This is a genomic window from Jiulongibacter sediminis (assembly GCF_001306455.1).
Lineage (GTDB): Bacteria > Bacteroidota > Bacteroidia > Cytophagales > Spirosomataceae > Jiulongibacter > Jiulongibacter sediminis.
In genome coordinates this window covers 100280-125053 of record NZ_LGTQ01000015.1, presented here as the reverse complement: position 1 = coordinate 125053, position 24774 = coordinate 100280, and the positions used below count along the sequence as shown (strand labels likewise).

Below are 24774 nucleotides of genomic sequence, written 5' to 3'. Positions count from 1 at the left end.
GATCAATGAAAATTATAATTGCCGGTGCAGGCATCGGGGGGCTCACCGCGGCCCTGAGTCTACATGAAGCGGGATTTGAAGTGAAGGTTTTTGAGTCTGTCAAAGAAATTAAACCACTCGGCGTAGGCATTAACACGCTCCCTCATTGTGTAAGGGTTCTGACGAATTTAGGGCTGCAGGAAAAAATTGCCGAATGGGCCGTTGAAACCAGCGACCTGGTGTATTTTAACCGCTTCGGGCAGCAATTTTGGTCTGAGCCCCGTGGCCGGAATGCCGGACTGAAGTGGCCGCAATTTTCTCTTCACCGGGGTCAGCTTCAAATGCTTTTGTTTGATGAAACACTGGAAAGATTGGGAGAAAACTCCATTCAGGTTAATCACCATTTGAGCCTATTTGAGCAGGATGAAAATGGTGTGACAGCCTACTTTGAAGATAAAGATACCGGTGAAATTGTACACACTGAAAAGGCAGATCTTTTGATTGGTGCCGATGGTATCAACTCGGTGGTAAGAAAACAACTTTACCCCAACGAAGGCCCGCCGGTATATTCTGAGAATGTGCTTTACCGTGGCACCACACGAATGAAACCTTTTCTGAATGGCCGATCAATGGTCATGATTGGTAGCCTGAAGCAAAAAATGGTAGCCTACCCAATCAGCAAGCCGGATGAAAATGGTGAGGTATTGATGAACTGGGTGGGTAACCTGAAAGAAGGCAAATCAAAACTTACCGCCCGGGACTGGAATCGCCGTGCTGATCAAGAAAGATTGGTAGAAACGTATAAAAACTGGGTTTTCGACTGGGTGGATGTAAAGAAAATGGTGGAGGATGCCGACGGAGTTTATGAATTCCCAATGTCTGACAGAAATCCGCTGGAGCAATGGTCTTTTGGCCGCGTTACGCTATTGGGAGATGCAGCACACCCCATGTACCCAATCGGCTCAAACGGTGCTTCACAGGCCATACTGGATGCCGAGTACATCGTAGAATGTCTTCAAAATGAAGAAAATGTGACAGAAGCTCTAAAAGCATACGATGCCGAGAGAAGACCGGCTACCTCAAAAGTGGTACTCCAAAACCGCAAAAAAGGACCGGATGAAATCATGGATATGATGGAAGAATGGTACCCAAAAGGTTTCAAACCCGAGGAAGTACCTCACGAAAAACTCAAAGCCGTCATGGATAATTATCGGAAAGTGGCAGGCTTTGACAAAGAAACGCTAAACTCAAAGGCATAAAACAAAAGAGGCCGCCCTTCAAAAAGGCGGCCTCTTTCTAATTGATTTTGCTTAGTTTACTTCTTCCAGCTCTTTGAGCTCTTGAATAACCTTCAACGATTCTTTCAGGGCTTTCAGGTGAGAGTGCAGCAGAAGTCGCTCCTTCACTTCGATAAAGTCTTCATTTGCCAACATAGAGTCATAGGCTCCGATAATCACATTTTCGCCAAACTCACAGCTGGATAGTAAAGCCTCTCTGTTCTTGTTGGTCACAGCGGTCTTGATATCAATCCATGTTTTGTGTACATCAGAAAGGAAAGAGTTCTCTGAATCTGTAACCTCCCCGCCTCCTGCGGCAATCACCAAATCTAACTCTGCTTTGGCCTCCTCACTAAAAGATGCCATGCTCTTAAACATTTTTCGTAAACCGAAATCTTCAAGATCAGTTTCTTTAATGACTTTTCTGAAGCCATCAATTCTATCCTGATGAAGTTCTGCTAGTGTTTGAAAACCGTTTATTATTTCTTGCTTTTTCATATTATTAATTTTTTGTTCACCTATTTTGGTAAAAAGGCCATTCCAGTAAACAGGAGACACATTTTGAGCCATGATTGTAGATTTTATTCGACATTATTTCACCAGTTTCCACAACCCGCCTGATTGAGTTTTTGGACGGACCAATCTTCGGAAAATGTGTGGAATGTATAATGAATGTGGTCAAAGTTCCACACTTCTACATGTAATGCTTCGGAATGTTCTTTTAAGAATCGCGGTCATTAGAAAATAGACTACAGTATTATGACAGCAAATGTTAAGACTAATGAAGCCATTTTAATTCAGGGATTGAAAGCACGAAAAAGCGAGAGCTTTGATTACCTATTATCCAATTACAGCTACTCCATCAAAGCTATTATTGCAGGATACCTTAAAAACGAGCAGGATCAGGAAGATCTTCTTCAGGAGGTATGGCTAAAAATCTGGAAAGGAATTCATAAGTATAATGAGCATAAAGCAGGTCTTTACTGTTGGATGGCTACCATAGCCCGCAACCTGTGCATTGATACTCTCCGCAAATTTAAAACCCGAAAAGTAGAGGGTAAGAGAGAGCTGGAAACTTTGGAGAATACATCTTACTTCTCAACTATGCAGAGAGATGAATTAATTGGCGTTGAAGAATTGCTGGGAGATATGAAAGAGAAAGAATTACCTGTGGCAAAACTTTTCTTTTTTGAAGGATACACTCACAATGAAATCTCTGAAGAGCTGGATATCCCCGTAGGAACCTCAAAATCGAGGCTAAGAAGCGGCTTAAACAGTATACGTAGATATACACCGGAACTTTGCCTCAGCAGAAGAGCTTAGATACTCTTTAATTCTTCAAAGAATTTAAAATGCCGCCTTTCATTAAAGGCGGCATTTTTTTATCATCCCAATGTCTTCAACAAAAAGAAACCGGAGATAAATACGCTGTCCTGCAAGATTTCGCTGTACACTAATTATTATTCGCATTGGTCAAATCTCTACGACTTATTCCCAGACCATACTATTCTACAAGTGACAGGTATGAAAAAAAGGCCACGGTATATAACCGTGACCTTTATCTATTTGAGATACAACTATGAATTATTGTTATCTCGCCGATTCTGTTCTCATTTGATTCCCTGGAATTATCAGAACATCCACACGTCTGTTTCTATCTCTTCCTTCAGGATAGTAATTGAAGAAATCAGGATACTTTTCACCGTAGGATTGAACAAAGAGTCTGTCTTTATCTACACCTAATTTCGTCATATAGTTTGCTACCACTGCAGCCCTCACATACCCTAATTTGTCATTAAAGTCGGCCGAACCGATGGCATCAGTTCTACCAAAAAAGACGGCATATGTTTCAGGGTTGTTCTTTAAACTGAATGCTAAATCTCTTGCCGCATTTTCCATCTCATTAGTCATACGGTATTGACCAGATTTATACATGTCACCTCTGTCAAATGAGACCAAAACTCCCTGACCCATCTGAAGTACGGTGGCTTCGTCTGCAAGATTTTTGGAAATCTTCTCCCCGAGATAATCCATTTCAGAGGTCAGCTCCCAGTCTTTCATACCCTCCATAGAATATTTCAGGACAGTATCTGCCAACGGGTAATTCAGCTGTTTCAGCTCTCCGGTTGATAAAACTCCGTCGTAATCGACTACATTATTTGTTGATGTGCATGCTACCATTGATACGGCAACAGCAGTTGATAAAATTATTGTTGTTAACTTTTTCATAATATAACTTGTTGTTTTACAGCTATATACAAAAAAGACATTCCATACCCCAGCAGCTCAATGCCGTGGTATCAGCTCCACATCTTGTGTAAAAACCCCTATACCCCTCACCAAAACCGCAGATAGGAAGGAATCTTAAAGCGACCTTTACGCAAACCTGCGTTTTGCCAATGAAATTCTTTCATTTCATAATAATTATTGGTGCGGTCAGGCAATGAAGAGTCAAATGCATGTAAAGCGAAAGCCAACCAACCAATGAGTAAGAACAGTACGAGTATAGATAGTAACATAGCTTTTAATTTTTTGAGTGTGATTTAAAAGGTAGTTCCCCTGAAAAAGCCCGAAGAACTGTAGAACAATTTACTCAAACTCCACATCATAAAAATACTTTCGCCACTATTTTAAAATATAACCTGCTGAATTAGTGAATATTACAAGAAGTGTAAATCAGGAATGATCCTTTTGAATAAGTGGGTATTATCAACGTAAAACTGAAACAAATGAGGGCCAGATTAAAAAAGGAAAACTTACCCGGAGTACTTATTGCGGTATCTCTTATTGTTCTTGTTTTAGTCTACCTTAAATCTATTCTTATTCCCTTGATTCTTGCTCTTTTGCTCTCTGTGGCGGTTGCACCAGCGGTAAATTGGCTAAAAAGCAAAGGGTGGAATAAAATAGTCGCCAGCTTTACCGGTATTGCACTGGTAGCTCTCATCTTCTCTTTTCTGTCATATCTGATCATTTCAGAATTAGGTGAATTTAATGACAGACAAGACCAGATTATGAACAAAATGGCCCATTACAATAACTTACTAATTGAAAAGTTCAGAGGTAACCGTATCGGAGAAAGTCTGGTCAGAATTTATAAAAAAGAGGTTACCACTGAGGAATATTTAACCGAGTTTTTCGAAAACTCATCCGGTTCATTACAAGCTTCATTTGACTTCATTGTCAATGTGGCACTAATCCCGATCTACATGTTTTTCTTTCTGGTCTATTCTGATTTTTTCATTTTCGGAATCAGGAGGATGTTCAAAGATTTTGACACCAGTAATTATATCAAACTTATTGACAGCTCGAAAAGAGCAATACAGTCATATTTTCAGGGATTTGTAAAAGTAACATTGATACTGGCCGTCCTAAACTGCATAGGCCTATATATCATAGGTGTTGAAAATGCTCTCTTTTATGGAGTCTTTGCCGCTTTGCTATGTATAATTCCTTATATCGGAATTTTCATAGGCTCACTTTTACCAGCATTCATGGCCCTAATCACACTTGATTCACCATGGTATGCCGTGGCTGTGATCGGCTGGATGTCCTTTGTACAGTTTTTAGAGGGTAATTTCATAACACCATTTGTTGTTGGCGACAAAGTCAAAATAAACCCTTTTATGGTCTTGATTTTTCTGCTTATCGCAGGAAAAATCTGGGGTATTCCGGGTTTAGTGGTGGCTGTGCCTATGGCAGCAGTATTCAAACAAATCTGTGAGCATGTGCCTTTCCTGGCTCCTTTGGGCTCACTAATGCATAGTTTTCCGGAAGATCCGGAAAAGACAAAAAATAAACGACTTCGTGTTAGCGAGGTATCAACTTAAATTTACAATTATGAAAGAAGCAAAAAACGAAAAACAGTTAATCCCGATCAGAAAGATCATACTTTATACCGTAATAATAGGAGTAGGCCTAATGCTCATTGCTCTGGCCTCAGGTGTATTTACGATTGGTACTGACAATGCCGAAACACCTTATGTAGACGAGGCATCAGCGGTTATGGAGTAAAAACTTTTACATTCGTAAAGAATATAAGAAAAGCATGTCTTTATCAGACATGCTTTTTCTATACCCCATAAAGGAAAAAGAGAGCTCAGAAAGCTCTCTTTTTACCCAACTTGTATTAACCCCTTAACCGTTAAACTTTTATTTGTGCAGCCATTTGATTTAGCTGCCTGAACTTCTCTCTTATTTCCTTATTACCTGATTTTTTTCTGGGCCGAATCACGGGCTTTCTAATAGCTTCTCTTACTACCATGAAAGCAATCACTATCATTACAAGGCAGCTGCTTATTGTTAATAAATTCATAGCTTTTCATAATTTGTTACTCCGGGAGTTTAAATTCTGATTCCCTGATGAATTTGTTATCAAAAGCTGTAGAAAAGGGAAGATAGTTCTACACTTTGTGTAGCATTATGTGGTCAGTAAACTGTTTGAATGTCTTTCGGGCTGAAGCAATTACAGTTTCATGTTGCTCCTGCGGGGTTGCGTTAAGATAAATCAGAAAAGACTGCCACATAGCAAAGGTCCTTTCACCATAACCTTCAAAAAAACGGAAATCATGGTCCGGCTCCGGGTAAGTATTCCGAAGCATTTTCACAATATACTGGCCACCCAAAGTAGAGCCTTCCAGTACATATAATATCCCTAAAGCTTCGAATAATGAAGATATTGATGGTTTGCTATTGAGAGGTTTCATCTCAGTTTTAGGGTCAGCCTCAATGGCTCTGATCTCTTCTGAAAGCCAGCTGCTTTTTCTGCGAATAGCCATTTCAGGTACTGCATTTAACTCTTCTATTTCTGTCATTTCATCTTCCATTGCCTTAAAAAAGGAATGAAAAACTTGCAGAAGCTGAAGATAGGCCGACCTTGAGGTCGAATTTTTTATTAAAGGTAGTGTTACTTTTTCCAGGGCTACATGCTCTGCTTTAGTAGCACTTTTAATTTTATCTGAAAGCATTTTATCTTTTTGAATTTGACGGCTTAGTAAGCTATTATTGCAAACCTTTGCCGGGGTAAAAACTTCTCAATCTAAACGAAACGAATTACCAAAGTAAACAGCCATTTCATGAACGTCAAAAGTATTGTTTACGACGATATTGTCAATCTGGAGAATTGCGAAAGTGAGCCCATACATGTGCCGGGCTCCATCCAGCCGCATGGTATCCTCCTGGCTGTTGATACAAACCTGATTCTCAAATTTTGCAGTCAAAACCTTGAGACCCATAACTTAAAAGCCTCAGAGGTACTCGAGAAACCGTTGAAAAGCCTGTTCTCAGAGGCCGATTTCAAAACAATCACAGAACTGTTTGATCAGGAAGATTATACCAGAGGTGGTAATCAACACATCCGGTGGAACGACACCTTTTACAGTGTTTTGGTTCATAAATCCGGAGATTATCACCTGATTGAGCTTGAAAAAGCAACCGAGGCCGATACCGAACTTACTTTCCTGAATTCACTCTCCTTTGAGTTTGCTCGTCACACCGGCGAAGCAAGAAATCTCAAAGAGCTTTGCCAGAGAGTCAGTGAGCACATCAAAGAAATTACCGGCTATGACCGGGTGATGATCTATAAATTTGATCAGGATTATAACGGGGAGGTTTTCGCCGAGGCCAAAGAAGAAAAACTGGAGTCTTTTCTGGGCCTTCACTATCCACATACAGACATTCCGCCGCAGGCACGGGCACTATATATGACCAATTTGGTTCGTATGATCTCCGACGTACACTATAAGCCAGTTCCTGTTCTCACATTAATTAAAAACAGTAGCCACCGGTCGCTTGACATGAGTATGGCCACCCTGCGAAGTGTGTCTCCTATTCATGTTAGCTACCTTCAGAATATGGGTGTGGGAGCCACTCTTACCATTTCTCTAATCCATGAAGAAAAGCTTTGGGGCCTTGTGGCCTGCCATCACTATTCGCCCAAGCACCTCTCTTATTACGGCAGAGTGTCTTCCTTGCTGCAGGGGCAACTATTGGCTTCGCAAATCAGGGTTCAGGAAACGGCCGTAAACTATGAAATCAAAAAAGAGCTGGAAAAACATCTGGAGGGTGTTCAGCAGCTTTTAAGAACAGACACCTCACTCAATATCAGCTCTCAACATCTACTGGAGCTTTGCAATGCAGATGGTTTTATATGTCAATCTGAGAATCAACTAATTAAAACGGGCGATCTGGCAGGAGGTAAAGAAGCCGAGAGGATTTTTGATCTCCTGAAACAAAAAGAAACGGACTATCTCTGTACAAGATCAGTCAGTCAAGACCTCGGGATTGAAACAGAAACAATTTCAGGTATTCTTTTCTTCAAGATTGACGTTAATACCTATGCCATGTGGCTCAGGAAAGAGTTTAATCAGGAAATAGAATGGGCCGGGAATCCCAACAAGGCCATTGAAAAAGACAAAAACGGCCTGAGCCCTCGTAAATCCTTTAAATCCTGGAAAGAAATCATCAAAGGCCAAAGTCGCCCATGGACTGAAGCAGAGAAAGACATCGCAAAAAACTGTGTTTATCTACTTCAAAAGCATTTCAGTTATCTTAATAGCCAGAATATTCAGAAAAAGCAGGAAGATCTACTCAATCAACTCCAGCAAGCCAATGAGGAGTTGGAAAATATCAACTGGATAAGTGCACATGACCTTAAAGAACCTTTACGAAAAATCAGAATCTTTTCTTCCATTTTAACTGAAGACAGCCGTTATCAGCTTGGTGAGCGTACGCTAAAAATGATAGACCGAATTAATAACTCAGCCAGCCGTATGCAAAGACTTCTTGACGACCTGATGGAGCTCAACCGGACCAAACACGTAAAGCCCGAGTTAGAAAATGTGGCTTTATCAGCCTTGATCTCTGAAATTATTGAACATTATGAATGGGAAGAAAACAAGAAAATCAGAGTGGCTATAGACCTGCCAGTGGTTAAAGGAAACGCCTTTTTACTTACGCAGCTTTTCACCAACTTAATTGATAACTCCATTAAATTTGCCAAAGAAAATGAGCCACTAATCATCGATATTACCTGGAGTGAGAAAGGAAAGAATAAGGTGGTTATAAGCCTGAAAGATAATGGACAGGGTTTTGAGAATAAGTATGCGGAAAACATGTTTAAGGTCTTTCACCGACTAAATGATTCTGGCTCTAAAGAAGGCTCCGGAGTAGGCCTGGCAATTTGCAAAAAAGTTGTTGAATTACATGGGGGTGAAATTTCTGCACAAGGTATTGAAAATAAGGGTGCTACTTTTAACGTTACACTCCTACTCCCGGAAAATTAATACCACTCAATAAAATTTTATACAGGATCAATTAAAAACCAACGGCAGAGTAACATCTGATTATTTTAGCTAAATTTGAAAACTTAACTCCAGCCGTGAACATTGGATGAATCATAACTTAACTAAAATCCAGATGCTTGTTTTTCTGGTAGATGACGATCCCGAAGATCAGGAAATTTTCGAGATGGCCCTGACCGAGGCTGGTGTACCCGTACAACTTGTTTGCTTTAATTCAGCCGAGGATATTCTGGATGAACTGAGAGGCTTGAAAAAAATGCCGGATTTTGTATTTCTGGATTTGAACATGCCGAAGATTAATGGACTTGAGCTTTTGCAGATTTTCTCAAAAGAGAAATTTACCGGCAGAACTAACCTTATCATTTATTCAACCAGCTCTAACGAAAAAGACATCACTCAAGCCAGAGCACTTGGTGCTGATGAATACCTTATCAAACCGACAAGTTTCAGCCAATTGGTAAATTCTCTAAAAGATCTGATTGAAGGAGAAATAGCTTAAAACGGGTGGGCTATTGCCAGAGAAAATACCAAATTTTCGCGTCTCCAGTTTTTCTGTCCAAATCGAATCTGATCAAAAACCCATGGGTCTTCTCTAAGCCAGGGCTTTCTCACCGGAATGGCCAAATCACCACGTAAAATCAGGTAGGTGAAGTCAAGACGAAGACCAAGTCCTATATCTGCGGCCAGTTCGTTGAGAAAGTTTTTTGAGAATTTCCCGTCTGTACCAAAGGCCGAATTTTCATTATAGAACCAGATGTTACCGGTATCATAAAAAGTGGCCAATTCTATCAGATCGTTAACTTTATACCTGATCTCTGAGTTAAACTCCATCCTGATATCCCCGCTGATGGCGTTCCCGAAAACCGAGCCGGTGAGGTTTTGAGGAGCCACGGTACCCGGGCCTAATGAACGTGCTCTAAAGCCCCGAAGACTATTGCTTCCTCCAATAAAATACTGCTTAAACTGTGGAATAATAGAGGAGTTGCCGTAAGGAAGCCCAAATCCTGAAAATAAGCGACTGGCCCAGGTTATATCACCGAACTTGCGGTAAAAACGGGTTTCAAACGTCAGTTTGACAAACTGATCAAACGGAACACCAAAGAGGTTACGAGTACCATTTTCTGAATTGACATCTTTAGAAGCAATAAGGCTGGCGATGTTCCCTGCAATATCAAGACCAAAATTGAGATTCCAGGTATTCCAACGATCCTGTACGAAAGCTGGTAAGTAATTGAGTTTGTATTCTATTCCAAGAATCAGGCGGCTGTCCAGTATTTCAAAATACCGTCTCAGGTCATTCGGATTTTCACTTTCCAATACCTGATCGACAAAAGCCTCTGAAACATTTCGAGGTTTTACCAGATTAAAATAAAGTGGGGTTAGCGTGTGATCATACTCCGCATTTTTTCGCCAGTAGTAGGTAAGCCCTGTATTCAGCGAGGTTTGCGTATAAAGCCCTTCCTGATTTAATTCTTCATAAGAAAGATATACGCTGCTCTTGGGGATACCCCCTGAAAGCGAGGTCTTCAGCTTATTGAAAAGCAAAACAAAACGTGGGAAAACCAGCTCAGCACTAAGATCAAAACGAGTGAAATTATTGGCCAATTCGCCATTTGAGAACTGTAAATCACGGCCAATGTTAAAGTCAATGGTAAGATTTTCAGCGGCATGAAAAAAGTTGCGGTTTTGCCAGCTTGCCCCCACCTCGGCTCCTACCAGACCATTGTTTTTGGTTTGGCCATTTAGCTTTGCTGTCAGGCTTTTACGTTTGACCGGGCTAAGAAAGTAACTCACATCCAGCCAATTCGCTGAGCTATCACTGGCGATATCAAATTTGTTTCTGATAAACTTAAAGTTTTTGAGGTTTGCCAGTCGATTGTATGAGGCCTCCTGCCGTTCTTTTGAGTATAAATCACCTTGCCTGAAAACAATGGATTCTTTGAAAACTTTTGGCTTAAAATACCGGCCGGTAGAATACACCAACAGACCCGTATTTTGCAAACTGCTCAGGCTTTGCTGAAGCGTATCCCTTTTTTCGCCGGGGTTATCAAAACTCGTGTATATCTTAACATCCCGTATAGTAAAACGTCGGCTAAACTGCTCCCTGAACTCCTCTTTAAGCTCTACGTGGAGATTGGCCTCGTAACTATTCAGATTGGTATCAACCCGAACAATAATACGATTAGCATCAAGTAAATAATAGCCGTCATCCTGAAAAAGCCCGGAAATTCGCTGTCGCTCGGAGACAATATCCTGCAGTACATACGGTTGCCCGGACCGCAGTCTGGACTTTCGGTAAATAAGCTCCGGCTGGCTATGAATGCTAAAGTCTGCTGTGTCAAAAGTCACCTCTTTAATAAAATACCGGGGGCTTAACTCCACCTCATAGACAGCCTTGGTTTTGTACTTTTTTGAAACCGCTTCTCCCCTGACCTCGGTGGTGAAATAACCCATATTTGAGGCAATGTTTTCAAGGTTGTCTTCATTGGTCTCTAAATTTGAAGGATTAAAAAAGACAGGCTTTTCTGCTAGTTTTCTCTGTAAAAAACTCCGAAGACCTTTCTCTTTCCTGGCTTCTCCAATGGTATAATAAAACCAGACTTTGTACGGGAAGCCCAGCAACATGGTATTACTAGCCGGAAATGTATTTGAACTTAAAACCTCCTCAGCCTCTCCGGGCTTTCCTCTCCCTGACTCAGATTTCACATTCACCTCTGCCCCTGCATATAACCTGGAGCCTTCAGGTAATTTCTTTTGTAAACTGCAAGAGCTCAAAAAGGCTAAAAGTGCTATGTATTTGAAAACTCTCATTGGTTTTGCTTGCGGTTAAATAATTCTGCCACCTTATCATAATCTGCTCTAAGCTCAAAACCCACTCCGGTTTCAACCACAAAACCCTCCAGTAATGTTTGGTATTCATTATTACGATAAACCTTGGCCACATAGCGGCCATCAGGCGTTACCAGATATTCAATGTTAATATTATCAAGCACCTCGGTAGAGCTTCGGCTTACACCAGTGCTATTGGCCAGTTCAAAGTTTTTCCCTAGTGATACCCGTATGCGGTCATTGAGAAAGCTCTGGCTTAGTCCAAGATTAAATTCAGTTCGTGAGCCAGAGCCTTCAGCTCCCTGAAGAACTTCAGAATCAACTCCAAAACTCAACCCTACTCCTCCAAGCAGATTCCCAGCGAGTATGTTAAGCTGTTCGGTCAGTAATTTACTTACACTTTGACGAGCCACTGACTCCCCATTAAATCCATTGCCCGAAAATGATAAAAACTGATTTGACATAAACCGGTTGAATAAAATCAGGGAAAAAACCTGCTGGTTCATCTCCGAACTGTTTTGCCGAAGAGATGAAAAAACATCATTTGAAGAAATCAATGATTTGATGGAATTCTCGGCTTTATCAGAGACTTTGACATCAAAATTCACTTCAGGTTCTTCAATTTTTCCGGTTAGCTTCAGAAGCACATCCAATGGTACCTTGCCATAAGAGGTAGAGTTTAGGCCAAAGGCGTTCAGTGACTGTATATCGGTACTCACTTCGTAGGATGCGGTAATATCCAACTCTGCCTGATACGGGTCTCCGTTCCAGGTTAGTTTACTTCCTTTTAGTACCTGAAATTCACGTTTGAAGACTTCGAGTGAAAAACTGTAAGACCCACGTGTAAGATCAAAACTCCCGATCAGGTACTGCTGCCCATTGGGGTAAAGTCCATAAGTAAGATTTGAGGTTCCACTGAAATCCAGCTTATCCCCATTGATTTCATCTACTACAAAAGTAAACTTCGCTTCTTCATCCGTTTCTACAGCAACCAGTATCTCATTCACCACTTCTGCAAAGGCATCAGCGGCACTTAAGGTATCTCTGACTGGAGCCGCCTGCACCGCCAAAGAGCTGTCTTTTGGAGGTACAAAATAGACGATTCCCTGCGTTTCGGCAGTTTCAATATCGGCCGGCATAATGAAGGTAAGATCACTACCTTCTTTAATTTTTACCCTACCATCTACGCTGGGCTTCTCACCCACTCCCTGAAGTTTGAGATCTGCATCCATTTTCAAAGTACCGTAAACCAGATCATTATCTTCGACGGCGGTATTCAGCAAAAGGAAATCAGTGGTTTGCAGATCAAGCTGATAAGAAACGGCATCCAGATCAGACCAGTTCAGGCGGCCATCAAAAACAAGGGCCTGACCGGTAGAATCTTTCACCGTAAACTCATTAAAAAAGACATTCTTGTTATCAAACCTGAGCTCCTGATTATCAATAGCTAGTGGCACGCCAAGGTAGGTTGGAGTCACGTCAAATTTTCTAAAACCAAGTGTGCCCTTCGGTTGCGGGTTAGTAAATGTTGATGTCAGTTCAATTTTTCCGAATAACTCGCCTGCGGCTTTTGCCACCTGACCTGCACTAAAAGCCCGGATCAGGGCCGCGTCCAACCTTTTCAGGTCAACGACTAAATCGAGGTTTCCTTCATCCGCGAGATTCACCTCACCCTCCATTTCCGCATCGCTTGAAGGGCCTTTCAGACTTCCGTTTATGACAATATTTTCGGCATCAAACTCGGACAAATTCATCTGAAAATCACCTATCAATTCGTTATCGATGGTTAATTTGGCAAGGTTTATTTCAGCTTTTCCTGACAGAGACCCCAAGTTATTTCTTAACTGTAAATCACCATTTAAAGATGCCTTAAGGTCAACCTCAGGGCTATACAACAAATGATAAAAAGGCTCAATATTGACACCTTCCATATTTAACGCAATCCATTCATTATTGGCATTTAAAGCTATTTTTTGATTGTCAGATTGCATCACCAATCCATCTGTCAAAAGTTGATTCTCAATTAGGCGAATTTTGTGATCATTGATTTGAAAATCCTGATGGCCAAAGCTCAGTTTTTGTACTTCAAACACTTGGCCTGCCTCCATGTTTTCCATTTCGAAGGCTATTTGGTGAAGAGTGTTTCCCGCACTATCGGCTGTTTGAAAATCAAACTGGAAAACATCATTTTCAAGATTGGCTAAAAGCACATTACCGGAAAGAGCCGTTTCCCCCAGGTCAAGACTTTCAAGAAGAGTTTCCGATTTAAAGTCATTCATGCTGCCGGATATTGTAGTTTCCCAGCCGGACAATACATAATCCTGATAGCGGAGTTGTTGAAAATTCAATTGCCCATCAAAATTTTTCCCGTCAGATGTCAAATCCATTTTCACTGGCTGATCAAAATAAACTCCGGGTAAAACACTCTCCCAAAGGGGGCTCCAAACCAACTGACCTGATAATTCAAAACGACCTTCGGGAGCTGAGACTTCAGAGCTATCTGTCACTAAACCAGAGAAGTTATCGGCAAAAGATAACAGACCGGACTTTGAAATCAGATCAAAATTCATGTAATCTGCATCAATTTTGACCTGTTGAGTGGTACCGTCTTTAAGGAAATTCCCGTTAAGATTTCCGGCATTTTTACCACCTAACTTTAATTCCGCGATTTGGGTAGTCCCTACCAAATAAGTTTCTGACTCGAAAGCCAAATCAACATTGAACCGGCCTGAGATATCATCCTCCAGATCGCTGATATTAAGAGTTTGCAGATTTAGCTTTTGAATATCTACGATTCCTTTGAATGCAGATTTGTCCGAGCTCAGGTTAGCTCTAAAGTCAGCATTGAGTCTTGCATTTACATCAGCCGAATTTGCTTTGAGAATTAGAATACTATCCTCAAGATTGACGTCCAGATTTATATCCTTATAGCTGTAATCCTTATACACAACCGACTGAATTTGGCCATCAGCTGTTATACTACTAAGATCAGCATTCCCATTAACCTGAAGCTCAGCTGTTAGAAGACCTATTTCCTGCTCCTCTTTATAAAGTTTTTGGAGATTTAAATCAGTGGTTTTAAGATAACCTGCATACGACCTCAACGAGTCTGAAGCCGCATTCTTAAGTAAGCCTTTCAGGGTAATTTCCCCCAGATCAGTACTTAGGTTTCCGTCAAGCTGCAGAGCTTTTGCATTTCCCTTTACCAAGCCATTCATACTAATAGTCTCAGGCAATTGATACGAAGAAACATCAACAGAGTCTGGAATAAAATCCTGATATAAGTCTCGCTTAACCCGCAGGTCTTCGATGTTCAGGTCCACCCTTAAATTGTCAAGGTTTTTCACCCCTCCAACAAAGCCATTGAGAAAAAGCCGGGTTTCTTTATCCAGGGTCACCTGAAGATCTTGAAGTAAAAAATTGTCCTGATTAGATTTTATCGATCCGTTTAAACGAAGACTTTTAGAAGTATTTTTTGCTAGTCCGGGATTTTTCTTCAGATCCGCATTAAACTTGAAAATATCGTTGAAAGCAATCTGACTCCGATCTGCCCTGATCAGTATTTTGCTCGTAAGAGGGTCATTGATGAAATCATCCAGGGAGTGATAAGAAAGAATAACTTCGCCTTCATAATCAGAGTAGGGAGTTTCAAAACTCAGATCCCTTAAGGCAATCAACTGATCGGTGTAAGCAAAGTTCACTGCTAATTCTTCAATGTTTAGGCCCGAGCGTTCTCTTGCTTTCACCTCAGTGACTTCCCCCTTAATTTCGTTGCCATCATAATAGAAATTCCTGAGCTTAATATCGGCTTCTGAAAAGGTAAAATCTGAACTGTTAAACTCTCCGGGCTTTAAAACCGGCTGAGCAAGGTTATCCCGATAATGCACTTTTCCCTCCTGAAGCTCAAGTTCAGCAAGTGTGATTGTCCATGGTTTACCTTCATCACCGGTAGACTCATTAAGAGGCTGTTTGAAAAAAACGTCAATGTCGGCATTTTCAAAAAAGGCCTCATTAAGTTCAATTCGCTGTTCACTGAGATCTATTTTATTAAAACTAACTTCGGCCTTCCCGGCTTTGATGGTATTCTCCACACCGATATCTTCACCATCATATTTCCAGCTAAAGTCTGACAGGCTTATATCGCCCAACTCTAATTTTACAGATTCTCCAGCCCCTTCTGTTTGATTGACAACTGTTGGAATAAAAGTAAGCAGTCGGGTTTCAGCACTATCAACCACGATCCCGGAGAAACCGTAGAAATTATCTGTCACGTTAAAATCACTAAATTCTGCTGAGCCTTCTTTAAGGAGAATACCAAAGTCAATTCCGGCTGTTTCATCCCGGAAACTGAACCGTGTGTTTTTCAATTTGGCCTCATCAATTCTAAAAGAATTGCTCTCGGAGCTATCAGATGAAATGGTATCACTTCCGGAAGAAAAGGCATCGATTAAAAATCGATAATTGAAATCTCCATTTTCGTTTATGGTGTAAAGTTTTGCGATTCCGCCTTCAAGCTCAATGGTGTTCACCTGAAAATCACCGGTAAGTAATCCAAACATATCGAGGTCAATCCGAACCCGTCCGGCCATCAATAGCGTGTCTTTCTGAGGGTCTTCGAAATATACATCTTCAAGCTCTACCCAGTCAGGAATATTGTAGCTGAGTCGTCCAATGGAGTAAGGTGTTGTGAGCTTTTGGGAGAGAAAATTCTGAAGCTGATTTTGAACGGTTTTCTGCCCTCTATCTGACCGAATATACATAGCAAGCCCCACCATCAGCAATAGAATCACTGAAAGCACGATCCCCGAGATTTTAAAAAATTTAGCCATATAGATTTTATCTGGGGAAATGCATTAAAATACAGTTCCACAAAAAGTGCACCATCAGCCCCAAAAGAACGTAAAAATCAGCAGGAATAGCTTTTTGAGACGTTACGAAAAAGAGATAGCACCATGCAAAACCCTATTTATCAAATATTTGACAACCTGTCTTCTTTCAAGAATGCTCTTTTGCTGAGAAAGAAAGCCTATGTTCATGCCTTGAAAATTCAAAACCTCAGAATTGATGAGCGAGGAGAGCTTATCACAGGTTTACTGGAAAGTGTGAGGATAATTTCTGACCTTAAGAAACGTATTGATGATATCGTAAGAAATTTAAGTGACCTTTCTCTAAAAAAAGAAGGGACATTACAATGTGACTTTTATTATGACCTCGCTGTAAAATCAGACAATACAAAATCCATTTTTCTATCACTTCAACTGGGAGATATGTGGCTACTGCAACGTCTTGAAGAATATTTCAAAAGCCTGAATAACAACCAACTACAGACCTTCAAAGAGGAAATAAAGGCTTTCATTAACACCATGAGAGAATCCGTAAGCCGAAGCCAGAAACAAAAGCTTTTGGTGGCATAAAAAAAGTGCCCGGGAAACCCGGACACTTACTCAGATACAGGAGCCACTACTCCCCTGCATTGAGCGGTGCAAAAATGTTTTATTTGAGTAAAACCGAGGTAATACTATCTCACCTCGTCATAGCACAATTGTGTAATTTTCTCTACACATAAGCACCTGGTGTTTTTCCATAAACCTCTTTGAATTTCCGAATAAAATAGCTCGGGTTACTAAAACCAATTTCCTCGGAGAGCTGAACTACCGTCAGCTCCGGATTATTGTTCAACATCGTACGGGCTTTTTCCAGACGAATATTTAGTAAATATTTATTGATCGTTAGCCCGAAAACCTGTTGAAAGAGTGAAGAGAGTTTATTGAGATTCAGACCCACTCTTCTAGACAAATCCTGTTGTAATGGTGGTGTTTTAAACTCCTTGTGAAGAATATCAGCGGCCTCTTCCACAGCCTGCATATCAGCAGGTGACAGAGTCGGTTTTGCCTGAGTATCCTCCTTAAAAGAAAGGCCATAGGCCTGAGCCAGCAACTCAACAGCCTGACTTTCAAGTATAAGTCGTCCTTTCAAACCACTGGTCTCCTCTGACCACATTTGCATGATAATATCCTGTATTCTCTGAGTGAGTGGTTGGGTTTCTGTCGTTGACTTAGCCGCCAGTTTTGTCAGTTGTTCTGCTTTACCAGGCTCGTCGCAGTATTTTTCATTGATCAGGTTTTGCAGATCTGTTTCTATGGTTACTGCCCTGAAAGTTCTGTTGGCTTTGAGACCTAAAATATAGGCCAGAAGATTATTCGAGATCAGCATTTCTTTTCCTAAAACCAATGCCTGTTCAGAGACCGTTTTTGACAAATGATAATTCACCGGATCTCCGTTATTGCACAACACTTTAAGCATTTTACGGTACTCGTCGCCATTGAAAAGTAGGTCAACATCCTCATGAATTTGGAAATCAAAACTGGTTAGTGAGATTTTATCAGCTGTTTGACAGGATTTTATTGTGCCGTCAAAAAAAAGATTCTTGTAATTACGAGTATAAACTCCGCAGTCATGACTCTCTGTAGTCTCAAATACTCTCCCATCTGACCCTACTAATTCATTTTCTTTAAGACTAAACATAGTTTTCTTGTTTGGTTAGACGACAAGTTTAATTCAGCTCACTATCACTAATTTTTACTTTCTGGTTCTCTATAAACTCCGCATGTTCTTTAGACCCAATAGGCTCTCTGGCTACTAAAGCCAGATTTCGGGTATAAGCGGCCCCGAAATACAAAATAATGCTGGTGTAATACACCCATGAAAGCAAGATGACGATGGTACCTCCCTGGCCAAAAATGGAGTTCAGATTACTCTGCGACAGGTATAATCCGATAAAATACCGCCCAATAAGAAATAAAACAGTGGTAAGTAGTGCCCCAGCTGAGGCTACACGGTTAGACAGCTTGATGTCCGGCAAAACCCGGAATATCAAATAGAATAACGCACTGATAATGACAATCATAACTGCGTTATTTACTACAAATGTAGCCAATGCAGAAATAGCAGATAAGTTTTCTTCAATTTTTTCTCGCAAAACATCTATGGCTGAGTTAATTAGCATAGAAACAAGTAGCAAAAAACCAAAGGCAAGAATAATTGAGAAGCTCAGTAAACGGTCTTTGATAAACGACCAAAATCCTGAGTTTTCTTTGACCTCCACAGACCAGATTTCGTTCAGCGAATCCTGTAATTCCACAAAAACACCTGTGGCAATTACAAGCAGTGTACCCGCACTCACCACGGTACCTATTTGAGATTGATTTTCAATCATCGTTCGGCTCAGCATACCCTGCAAGGTCTCGGCAATACCCAAACCCACAAAATCCTGGAGTTTGGTTAAAACCTCACCACGAAGAATTTCTTCTCCATAAAATAAGCTACCAAGCGTTAGAATAAGATAAAAAATAGGAGCTAGAGCAAATGTAGTGTAGTAGGCCAAAGAGGCACTTTTCTTCGGAATTTTATATTCCCCGAAGTTCAAAACTGAATTCTTTAAGGCGAGCCAAAAAAAGGCTGGTTTTAATTTTCTTACCATACTCTAGTGAATAAGAAAATCATTCCACAACCGTTACATCATCAGGCTGCTGGCAGTGTAAGGATAAAAGTAGCTCCCAAACCCAGATCTGAATCAAGCTCAAGGTTTATCTGATGAGCTTTAAGTATTCCTAATGTACTTGCCAGACCCAGACCTACACCGTTGGTCTTCCGGGTATAATAAGGCTCAAAAATAAGGCCTTGATCTTCTTTTGAAATGCCTGGCCCGTTATCAGAAATATAAAGTTTATTGCCCTCAATTGACACCCGTATAACACCGTCCTTATTTTTATCAAGAGCCTCCACAGCATTGACCAAAAGGTTTGAAATCGCCAACGAAAACTGTTCTTCATTAAGATTGACAGGCAATGGTTTCTGAGGCAGATTTACAACGAGTTCAATGCCTTTCAGGTGAGCCTTATCTTCAATGTTCTCAATTACTTTTCTGAGTACATCAATTAAATCCATGGGCTCAAAAGCCATGGTTTCTATCTGTGAGCTATTTAATACTTTAGAGATAATACTGTCTATCCGGCCTGAGTTTCGTTTGATGATTGACAAATAGGGCGAAACCTCCTCTTCTTCGGCCTCCATACCTTCAATAGCTAAGGAAATATTGCTAAGTGGGTTTCTTACCTCATGAGCCAGCGTTCGCATAAAACGAGCCGTTGACTCCAGTTTTTCGTTAACCAATCTCGATTGCAAAGCTTTAATTTCCTCCGTTTTGTCAATGATCACCCCATGAACGAAATCGTCCTCGGTAAAGGCCTGCTGGTAATTGCAGGTGATGAGTACGCTTTTTAGTTCTCCGTTTTTACACCGGATAGTGGCAGATTGTTTAATGACTGCCTTTTTATCGCTTAGGTGTTTTTTAAGTTTAACTTTTACCTCTTCATCCTGAATGAGTGCCAAAAGCCCCTCTTTCTGCAACTCCTCCTTTCTGTAACCTGTGATGGCTTTAAGCGAGTGACTTACATTGAGAATATTACAATTAGTATCCGCGATGAAGAGAATATCCTGCGACTGCTTTAAAACCGCCCGATACTTGGACTCACTCACTTTTAAGGCTAAAATAATTTCATGGTTTTTCATGGAGTAACGAATGCTCCGCTCTAATTCGGGAGCCTTAATATCTCGTTTTACGAGGTAATCGTTCACTCCTATTTCGGAGGCCTGTCGGTCTACTTCGCTATCTCCTTTGCCAGTCAAGAGTATGATTGGAGCAATTTTACCCATGTCTCTGAACTTCTTACATAGCTCCAGACCAGAATAAGCTCCCAAAAGGTAATCTACGACCAGAAGGTCAAAGTTTTCGTCCGTTATTTTTTCAAGTGCTTTTTTGTAAGAACTTACCCAGGTGGTCTCAAATTCGAAGGTCTCTATTTCGTCAAGGGTTTCTTCAAACAGCTCAAAATCTTCTTCATCATCCTCTACCAACAACAGCTTAATTTTTCTCATCCCTTTCAATTTAATTTAGGTTTTGGGCAAATAAATATAGAATGTAGTTCCTTCTCCTTCTTTTGATATGACGTCAATGATACCGTTGTGGTTTTCAACAACCTTTTTGACAATGGCCAGGCCAATCCCTGTTCCGGGAAACTCAGCCCGCCCAAAAAGCCGCTTAAATGGAGTAAATATTTTTGAGGCAAATTGCTGTTCAAAACCTATGCCGTTGTCTTTATACACAATTTCGTAGTAGGGGGTGATGGTACTCAGGCCTAACTTCTTAGCCTTTTCAGCAGAAAGGCCGCTGTGTGAAATATGTATAGCTGGCACCCGGTCTTCAGCTCTGAATTTCAGCGAATTACTGATGAGATTCTGAAACAGCTGGTGAAACTGAGTGTCGGAGCCCATGAGCTCCGGAAGATCATACTCAATAACCGCACGGGTGTCTCTGATACTTTCTTCATAATCACCTACAATACCATCCAGAACAGTCATCAGACTGATTTTTTCAGGTTCAATTTGCGTTGAGCTTACTCTTGAGAGCTTCAGGATATCGTCAATCAGGTCACTCATTCGGGTGGTGGCCGAAATCATTTTATCCATGTAGTGCTCTGATTTCTCAGAAAGCTGATCACCCAGACTTTTCTTTAATCGATTACCGTAAGCCTCAATTTTTCTCAAAGGCTCCTGCAAATCATGAGACGCCGTATATGCAAACTCTGAAAGTGCCTCATTAGATTGGTTTAGCTTTTTGATATTATCAGCAATCTCGGTTTCATTTTTACGGATATTCGTAATATCTCTAATAATACCCTGTGCCGAGTATACTTTACTATTGGCTGTAAGTAGCTTCAAAGTAGAAATGCTAAGCAAACGCATTTTCCCGTTGCGGTCAATGATACGGTGCTCCAGGTCTTCAACCTGAGAACTCGTTTCTATGACATAAGCAAGAGCGTCGGTGACTCTTTTGCGATCTTCTTCAATTACAAAACTCAGGTATGACTGAATATCCTGAGGAAAGTGCTCTACATCCTCAGGGCTGAACCCAAAAAGATTCATCATACCGTCTGACACACTTAATTTATCCTCCTGCAAGAGATACTGCCAGGTACCCATCGCCATCTTACTCTCGGCCTCATTCAGTATCTGGTAGTGTCCTCTGAATGGCATTTTACGATTCTTAACAAGCACAATAAGCTTAGCCTCAGTACTATCTGACAGACTTACTTTCTTTACGCTTATTTTTGAATAGCCAGCCATTTGTGCAAGATCATCTTCTGATATATCACCTTTGACAAGGTCTTTCAGCAGAGATATCACCTTTTCCCTTTCAAACTCACTTTCGAAAGATTCAAAGTTTTTATTGCTGTATTCCACCTCCAGAGTGTCGGTAGTAATAATCACAAAACCGTCACTCATGGCTTCGTACAGGGCACGGTCTTCAAACCGAGTTTCTTGTTTCCTGACTTGATCCACAAATACGTTTTTCACAAGTTGTAATATTTAATTTTGTTATACAGTGTCTTACGGTCAATGTTGAGTATTCTGGCCGCTTTACTTTTATTAAAATTCACCTCTTTAAGTGTTCTCACAATCAACTCAGCTTCAGCCTCTTTGGCCGCTTCCTTTAAATCAGCCGGCATGCGGGAGTGATGTGTTGGCTTTATGAGATCGGCCATGATCTCCTTGGTGCTGTTGCTTCGTAGAAAATTTGGATTAGACTCCTGCTCGTTCTCTGAGTCAGCAAAGTGAATATGATCATGGTTTACCAGTTCATACGGTAGATTTGCTACCTTAATCATGTCTGACTGACAAAGTAGAGCAGCACGCCTCACCACGTTTTTCAGCTCTCTGATATTACCATGCCACGGGTAAGTTTTGAAAACCTCAATCACCTCATCACTGAAGCCATTGATGGATTTATTGAGCTCGTCATTGACTCCGTCAAGCATAAACTCTGCATACATCATGATATCTTTATCCCGATGTCTCAAAGCCGGAACATTGATTTCAAATTCATTAAAGCGGTAATAAAGGTCTTCTCTGAACTTACCTTTTTTTGCAGCGGCCAGCAGCCCCTCATTACTGGCTACGATTATTCTAACGTCAACCGCCTTTTCTTTGGTGCCGCCGATAGGTTTTAACTTACGCTCTTGCACAACCCGAAGTAGAGACACCTGAACATCATAGGAAAGATTGGCCACCTCATCAAGAAAAAGAGTGCCGCCGTTCGCCATTTCAAAATGACCGGTCTTATCGGTTACCGCTCCGGTAAAGCTACCTTTTACATGACCAAAAAGCTCACTACCAGCAAGTTCATTACTAATAGCACCGCAGTCCATAGCCACGAAAGGCTTGTCGCGGCGGTCACTACGATGATGAATTTCACGGGCTACGGCTTCTTTACCTGCTCCACTTTCACCATGAATAATCACACTGAAATTAGTCGGGGCCACCAGATTAATCTGATTTACCAGATTCTTACTGGCCTGGCTTGTACCAAAAATATAACCGGTTTTCTTTTTCTTCTTTTTTGCAGCTTTCTCTTTTGTCGTGGTTTCTACCTTAACAGTATCCTCTACTACATCATCTTGTTCGCCAGCTGAGGCCAGTGCCTTTTTGATCGTATTGAGAATTTCCTCTGGGAAAAGCGGTTTAGTGACATAATCAAAGGCCCCGTTTTTCATGACATTAATTGCCACTTTGATATCAGAATATCCCGTAATAATGATGACAGGAAGCGAAGGGTGAGCCTTTTTAACTTCTTTCAGAAGCTCGCCACCGGTAATATCGCCCAGCTTAAAATCAGACAGAACCAAATCAGGGACGTCCTCATTGAGCATTTTTAAACCTTCTTTGCCTTTTGAAGCTACTCTAACGTCAAAGTCCTGCCTTTTGAGAAATCGCTCCAAAAGCAGACAAACGTCTTTATCGTCATCTATTACCAGTATTTTCTGCATATTTCTTGTTGTTCGTTGGGGTTTAATTAATGGTTGTGGTTGTGTCAGGATACTTTCCGCTCTTTTGAAGACGGAATATTACCCGATAATCTATATTTTGTTATTGTTCTGCGTGTCAGGCTTATGCCTTCTCGTTTAAGAGCTTTCTGGATATCAAAATCACTGAGCGGATTGCTTTTGTCTTCATCCTGCACCAGTTTCATTACCATGTCCTGCACTTCTTTGTTACTCTTACGGCTACCGTCTTCTAAATAAATAGCTTCAGAAAACAGGTCTTTCAAATGAATAAGACCAATTGGACTCCTTGCATATTTATTGCTTGTAACACGGCTTACCGTAGAGATATTCATATCAATGTACGTAGCTACGTCTTTCAGGATCATGGGTCTTAGTTTACTATTATCTCCTGTCTGAAGGTATTCGCCCTGCAGATGAACGATGGCCTTAATAACCTTTGACATGGTATCGTAACGTTGCTGAATGGCATCTATCAACCAATACGCCGATTTCAATTTATCATTTACAAAAGAGCTGGCTTTACCTTTCCCGCCCTTGATACTGTTCGCGTAAGCGGCATTCACGCTAAAGTTATATCGTTTAGACTGTGCTACCTCACCCACCAGCTCTCCGTCAATCACTTTTATTTCGTAGTCGGGTACTATTTCGCTTTTCACCTTTAACCAATCGGTACCAAACCCTTTGGTAGGATAAGGTTTATAGGCCGCAATCAATTTTAAAACGCCATCAATATCGCTTCTGTCAAGCTCTTCAGACTCATCTAGTATTGCGGTCCATTTAGCCGATTTGAATGATTCAAAATGATTCTGTAGAATAATTAACCCCTTCTTTTTAAGATCTTCATCAGCTTTATCGTCGGACTTAATAAGCGTTATGAAATAATCCTGAAGGTCGTAACAGGCAAAGCCTTTTGGGTCTAGCCTATTGATTTTATCTTTTATTCTTTCAATCAATTGTTCGTCGTAAAATTTGCCGGTGGCAAAACTCAACTGATCAGCGAAAGAGTCGAGATCAGTATCCAAAAAGCCTTTCTCATCTGTAGAATTAATGATGAAATGAGCGATTTCAAGCTCTTCATCATTCAAACCCAAAAACCTTACCTGCTCCATAAACACCTCAGAGACATCAACCTCCGCTGTGTGTCGCTGCATGCTTAGCTCGTTCCAGTTGGTTTCAGAAAAATTATTCGACTGAAGTTTATAAGACGGAGCATCGTCTTCCAGAACCTCCCTGCTGTATACCTCTTCTATACGCATTTCGCCGGTAAGGTCATCTGTATCAGCTCCGTTATCTGCCTTAAAACTCTCTTCGCCTGGCTGCTGCTCCAGAAAAGGATTTTCCAATAATTCTCTATCAATCTGGCTTTCAAGCTCATTTTGATTGAGAAAAAGAAAATTTAAAAACTGAATCTGTTTGGTGTTGATTCTTTGGTTTTGACGGGCCGTTTGTATTTGAGCATTTCTAGTCATAGCGAGTATCTGTTTAGGA

At 40.9% G+C, this 24774-nt stretch carries 20 protein-coding genes; 7 read left to right on the top strand and 13 right to left on the bottom strand.

Annotated elements, in window-relative coordinates:
* Positions 1-5: 5 nt before the first annotated feature.
* Entirely contained in the window at positions 6-1238 is a 1233-nt protein-coding gene (locus tag AFM12_RS18400) for a flavin-dependent oxidoreductase (RefSeq protein WP_055151564.1), read from the top strand.
* 51 nt (positions 1239-1289) lie between these two features.
* On the opposite strand, the gene AFM12_RS18395 is transcribed toward AFM12_RS18400, so the two are convergent.
* Positions 1290-1754 (bottom strand): PA2169 family four-helix-bundle protein, encoded by a 465-nt coding sequence (locus AFM12_RS18395; RefSeq protein ID WP_157687480.1) that lies wholly within the window; start codon positions 1752-1754, stop codon positions 1290-1292.
* 261 nt (positions 1755-2015) lie between these two features.
* Here AFM12_RS18395 and AFM12_RS18390 point away from each other — a divergent pair, with 261 nt between their 5' ends.
* Positions 2016-2579 (top strand): RNA polymerase sigma factor, encoded by a 564-nt coding sequence (locus AFM12_RS18390; protein ID WP_055151558.1) that lies wholly within the window; start codon positions 2016-2018, stop codon positions 2577-2579.
* Positions 2580-2846: 267 nt separating this feature from the next.
* Here AFM12_RS18390 and AFM12_RS18385 read toward each other — a convergent pair whose 3' ends face one another.
* Both AFM12_RS18385 and AFM12_RS19765 read right to left on the bottom strand, forming a co-directional pair.
* The gene (locus AFM12_RS18385; RefSeq protein ID WP_055151555.1) at positions 2847-3485 is read right to left on the bottom strand and encodes an OmpA family protein; all 639 of its coding nucleotides are present in this window, start codon (positions 3483-3485) and stop codon (positions 2847-2849) included.
* A 107-nt stretch (positions 3486-3592) separates the two neighbouring features.
* On the bottom strand, positions 3593-3775 hold the full coding sequence (locus AFM12_RS19765; RefSeq protein WP_131458482.1) for a hypothetical protein: 183 nt from the start codon (positions 3773-3775) through the stop codon (positions 3593-3595).
* 210 nt (positions 3776-3985) lie between these two features.
* Between AFM12_RS19765 and AFM12_RS18380 the strand changes: the two genes are divergently transcribed.
* Both AFM12_RS18380 and AFM12_RS19760 read left to right on the top strand, forming a co-directional pair.
* Positions 3986-5083, top strand: a complete 1098-nt coding sequence (locus AFM12_RS18380; RefSeq protein WP_131458480.1) for an AI-2E family transporter — start codon at positions 3986-3988, stop codon at positions 5081-5083.
* A gap of 10 nt (positions 5084-5093) precedes the next feature.
* Positions 5094-5267 (top strand): hypothetical protein, encoded by a 174-nt coding sequence (locus tag AFM12_RS19760; RefSeq protein WP_157687471.1) that lies wholly within the window; start codon positions 5094-5096, stop codon positions 5265-5267.
* Between the two features lie 130 nt (positions 5268-5397).
* On the opposite strand, the gene AFM12_RS19755 is transcribed toward AFM12_RS19760, so the two are convergent.
* Together AFM12_RS19755 and AFM12_RS18375 are read right to left on the bottom strand one after the other, a co-directional pair.
* Positions 5398-5568: a hypothetical protein gene (locus AFM12_RS19755; RefSeq protein ID WP_157687468.1), complete on the bottom strand. Its 171-nt coding sequence runs from the start codon at positions 5566-5568 to the stop codon at positions 5398-5400.
* Between the two features lie 88 nt (positions 5569-5656).
* Positions 5657-6220: a biliverdin-producing heme oxygenase gene (locus AFM12_RS18375; RefSeq protein WP_055151550.1), complete on the bottom strand. Its 564-nt coding sequence runs from the start codon at positions 6218-6220 to the stop codon at positions 5657-5659.
* A gap of 108 nt (positions 6221-6328) precedes the next feature.
* Between AFM12_RS18375 and AFM12_RS18370 the strand changes: the two genes are divergently transcribed.
* Together AFM12_RS18370 and AFM12_RS18365 are read left to right on the top strand one after the other, a co-directional pair.
* Complete coding sequence (locus AFM12_RS18370; RefSeq protein ID WP_055151547.1) at positions 6329-8536, top strand: ATP-binding protein; 2208 nt, start codon at positions 6329-6331, stop codon at positions 8534-8536.
* A gap of 106 nt (positions 8537-8642) precedes the next feature.
* Positions 8643-9053: a response regulator gene (locus tag AFM12_RS18365; RefSeq protein ID WP_055151544.1), complete on the top strand. Its 411-nt coding sequence runs from the start codon at positions 8643-8645 to the stop codon at positions 9051-9053.
* Here AFM12_RS18365 and tamL read toward each other — a convergent pair.
* Complete coding sequence (tamL, locus tag AFM12_RS18360; protein ID WP_082391416.1) at positions 9050-11365, bottom strand: translocation and assembly module lipoprotein TamL; 2316 nt, start codon at positions 11363-11365, stop codon at positions 9050-9052. The two genes, AFM12_RS18365 and tamL, sit on opposite strands and share 4 nt — an antisense overlap.
* Positions 11362-16212 carry a translocation/assembly module TamB domain-containing protein gene (locus AFM12_RS18350; RefSeq protein ID WP_055151534.1) on the bottom strand — a complete coding sequence of 1617 codons (4851 nt, stop codon included), beginning with the start codon at positions 16210-16212 and terminating at the stop codon, positions 11362-11364. Before AFM12_RS18350 ends, tamL begins: the two co-directional genes overlap by 4 nt.
* A 123-nt stretch (positions 16213-16335) precedes the next feature.
* On the opposite strand from AFM12_RS18350, the gene AFM12_RS18345 reads away from it, so the two are divergent.
* Positions 16336-16797, top strand: a complete 462-nt coding sequence (locus AFM12_RS18345; protein ID WP_055151531.1) for a hypothetical protein — start codon at positions 16336-16338, stop codon at positions 16795-16797.
* 142 nt (positions 16798-16939) lie between these two features.
* Here AFM12_RS18345 and AFM12_RS18340 read toward each other — a convergent pair whose 3' ends face one another.
* The 6 genes from AFM12_RS18340 to rpoN are packed head-to-tail and all read right to left on the bottom strand — an operon-like array spanning position 16940 to position 24755.
* Positions 16940-17908, bottom strand: a complete 969-nt coding sequence (locus AFM12_RS18340; protein WP_055151528.1) for a helix-turn-helix domain-containing protein — start codon at positions 17906-17908, stop codon at positions 16940-16942.
* A gap of 28 nt (positions 17909-17936) precedes the next feature.
* A complete protein-coding gene (locus tag AFM12_RS18335; RefSeq protein ID WP_055151527.1) occupies positions 17937-18863 on the bottom strand; it encodes a YihY/virulence factor BrkB family protein in 927 nt (308 codons plus the stop codon).
* 41 nt (positions 18864-18904) lie between these two features.
* The gene (locus AFM12_RS18330) at positions 18905-20320 is read right to left on the bottom strand and encodes an ATP-binding response regulator (protein WP_055151524.1); all 1416 of its coding nucleotides are present in this window, start codon (positions 20318-20320) and stop codon (positions 18905-18907) included.
* Between the two features lie 15 nt (positions 20321-20335).
* Positions 20336-21799: a sensor histidine kinase gene (locus AFM12_RS18325; protein WP_055151521.1), complete on the bottom strand. Its 1464-nt coding sequence runs from the start codon at positions 21797-21799 to the stop codon at positions 20336-20338.
* The gene (locus AFM12_RS18320) at positions 21796-23268 is read right to left on the bottom strand and encodes a sigma-54-dependent transcriptional regulator (protein WP_055151518.1); all 1473 of its coding nucleotides are present in this window, start codon (positions 23266-23268) and stop codon (positions 21796-21798) included. The genes AFM12_RS18325 and AFM12_RS18320 overlap by 4 nt, the downstream gene beginning before the upstream one ends.
* Before the next feature lie 44 nt (positions 23269-23312).
* A complete protein-coding gene (rpoN, locus tag AFM12_RS18315) occupies positions 23313-24755 on the bottom strand; it encodes an RNA polymerase factor sigma-54 (RefSeq protein ID WP_055151515.1) in 1443 nt (480 codons plus the stop codon).
* Between the last annotated feature and the right edge of the window lie 19 nt (positions 24756-24774).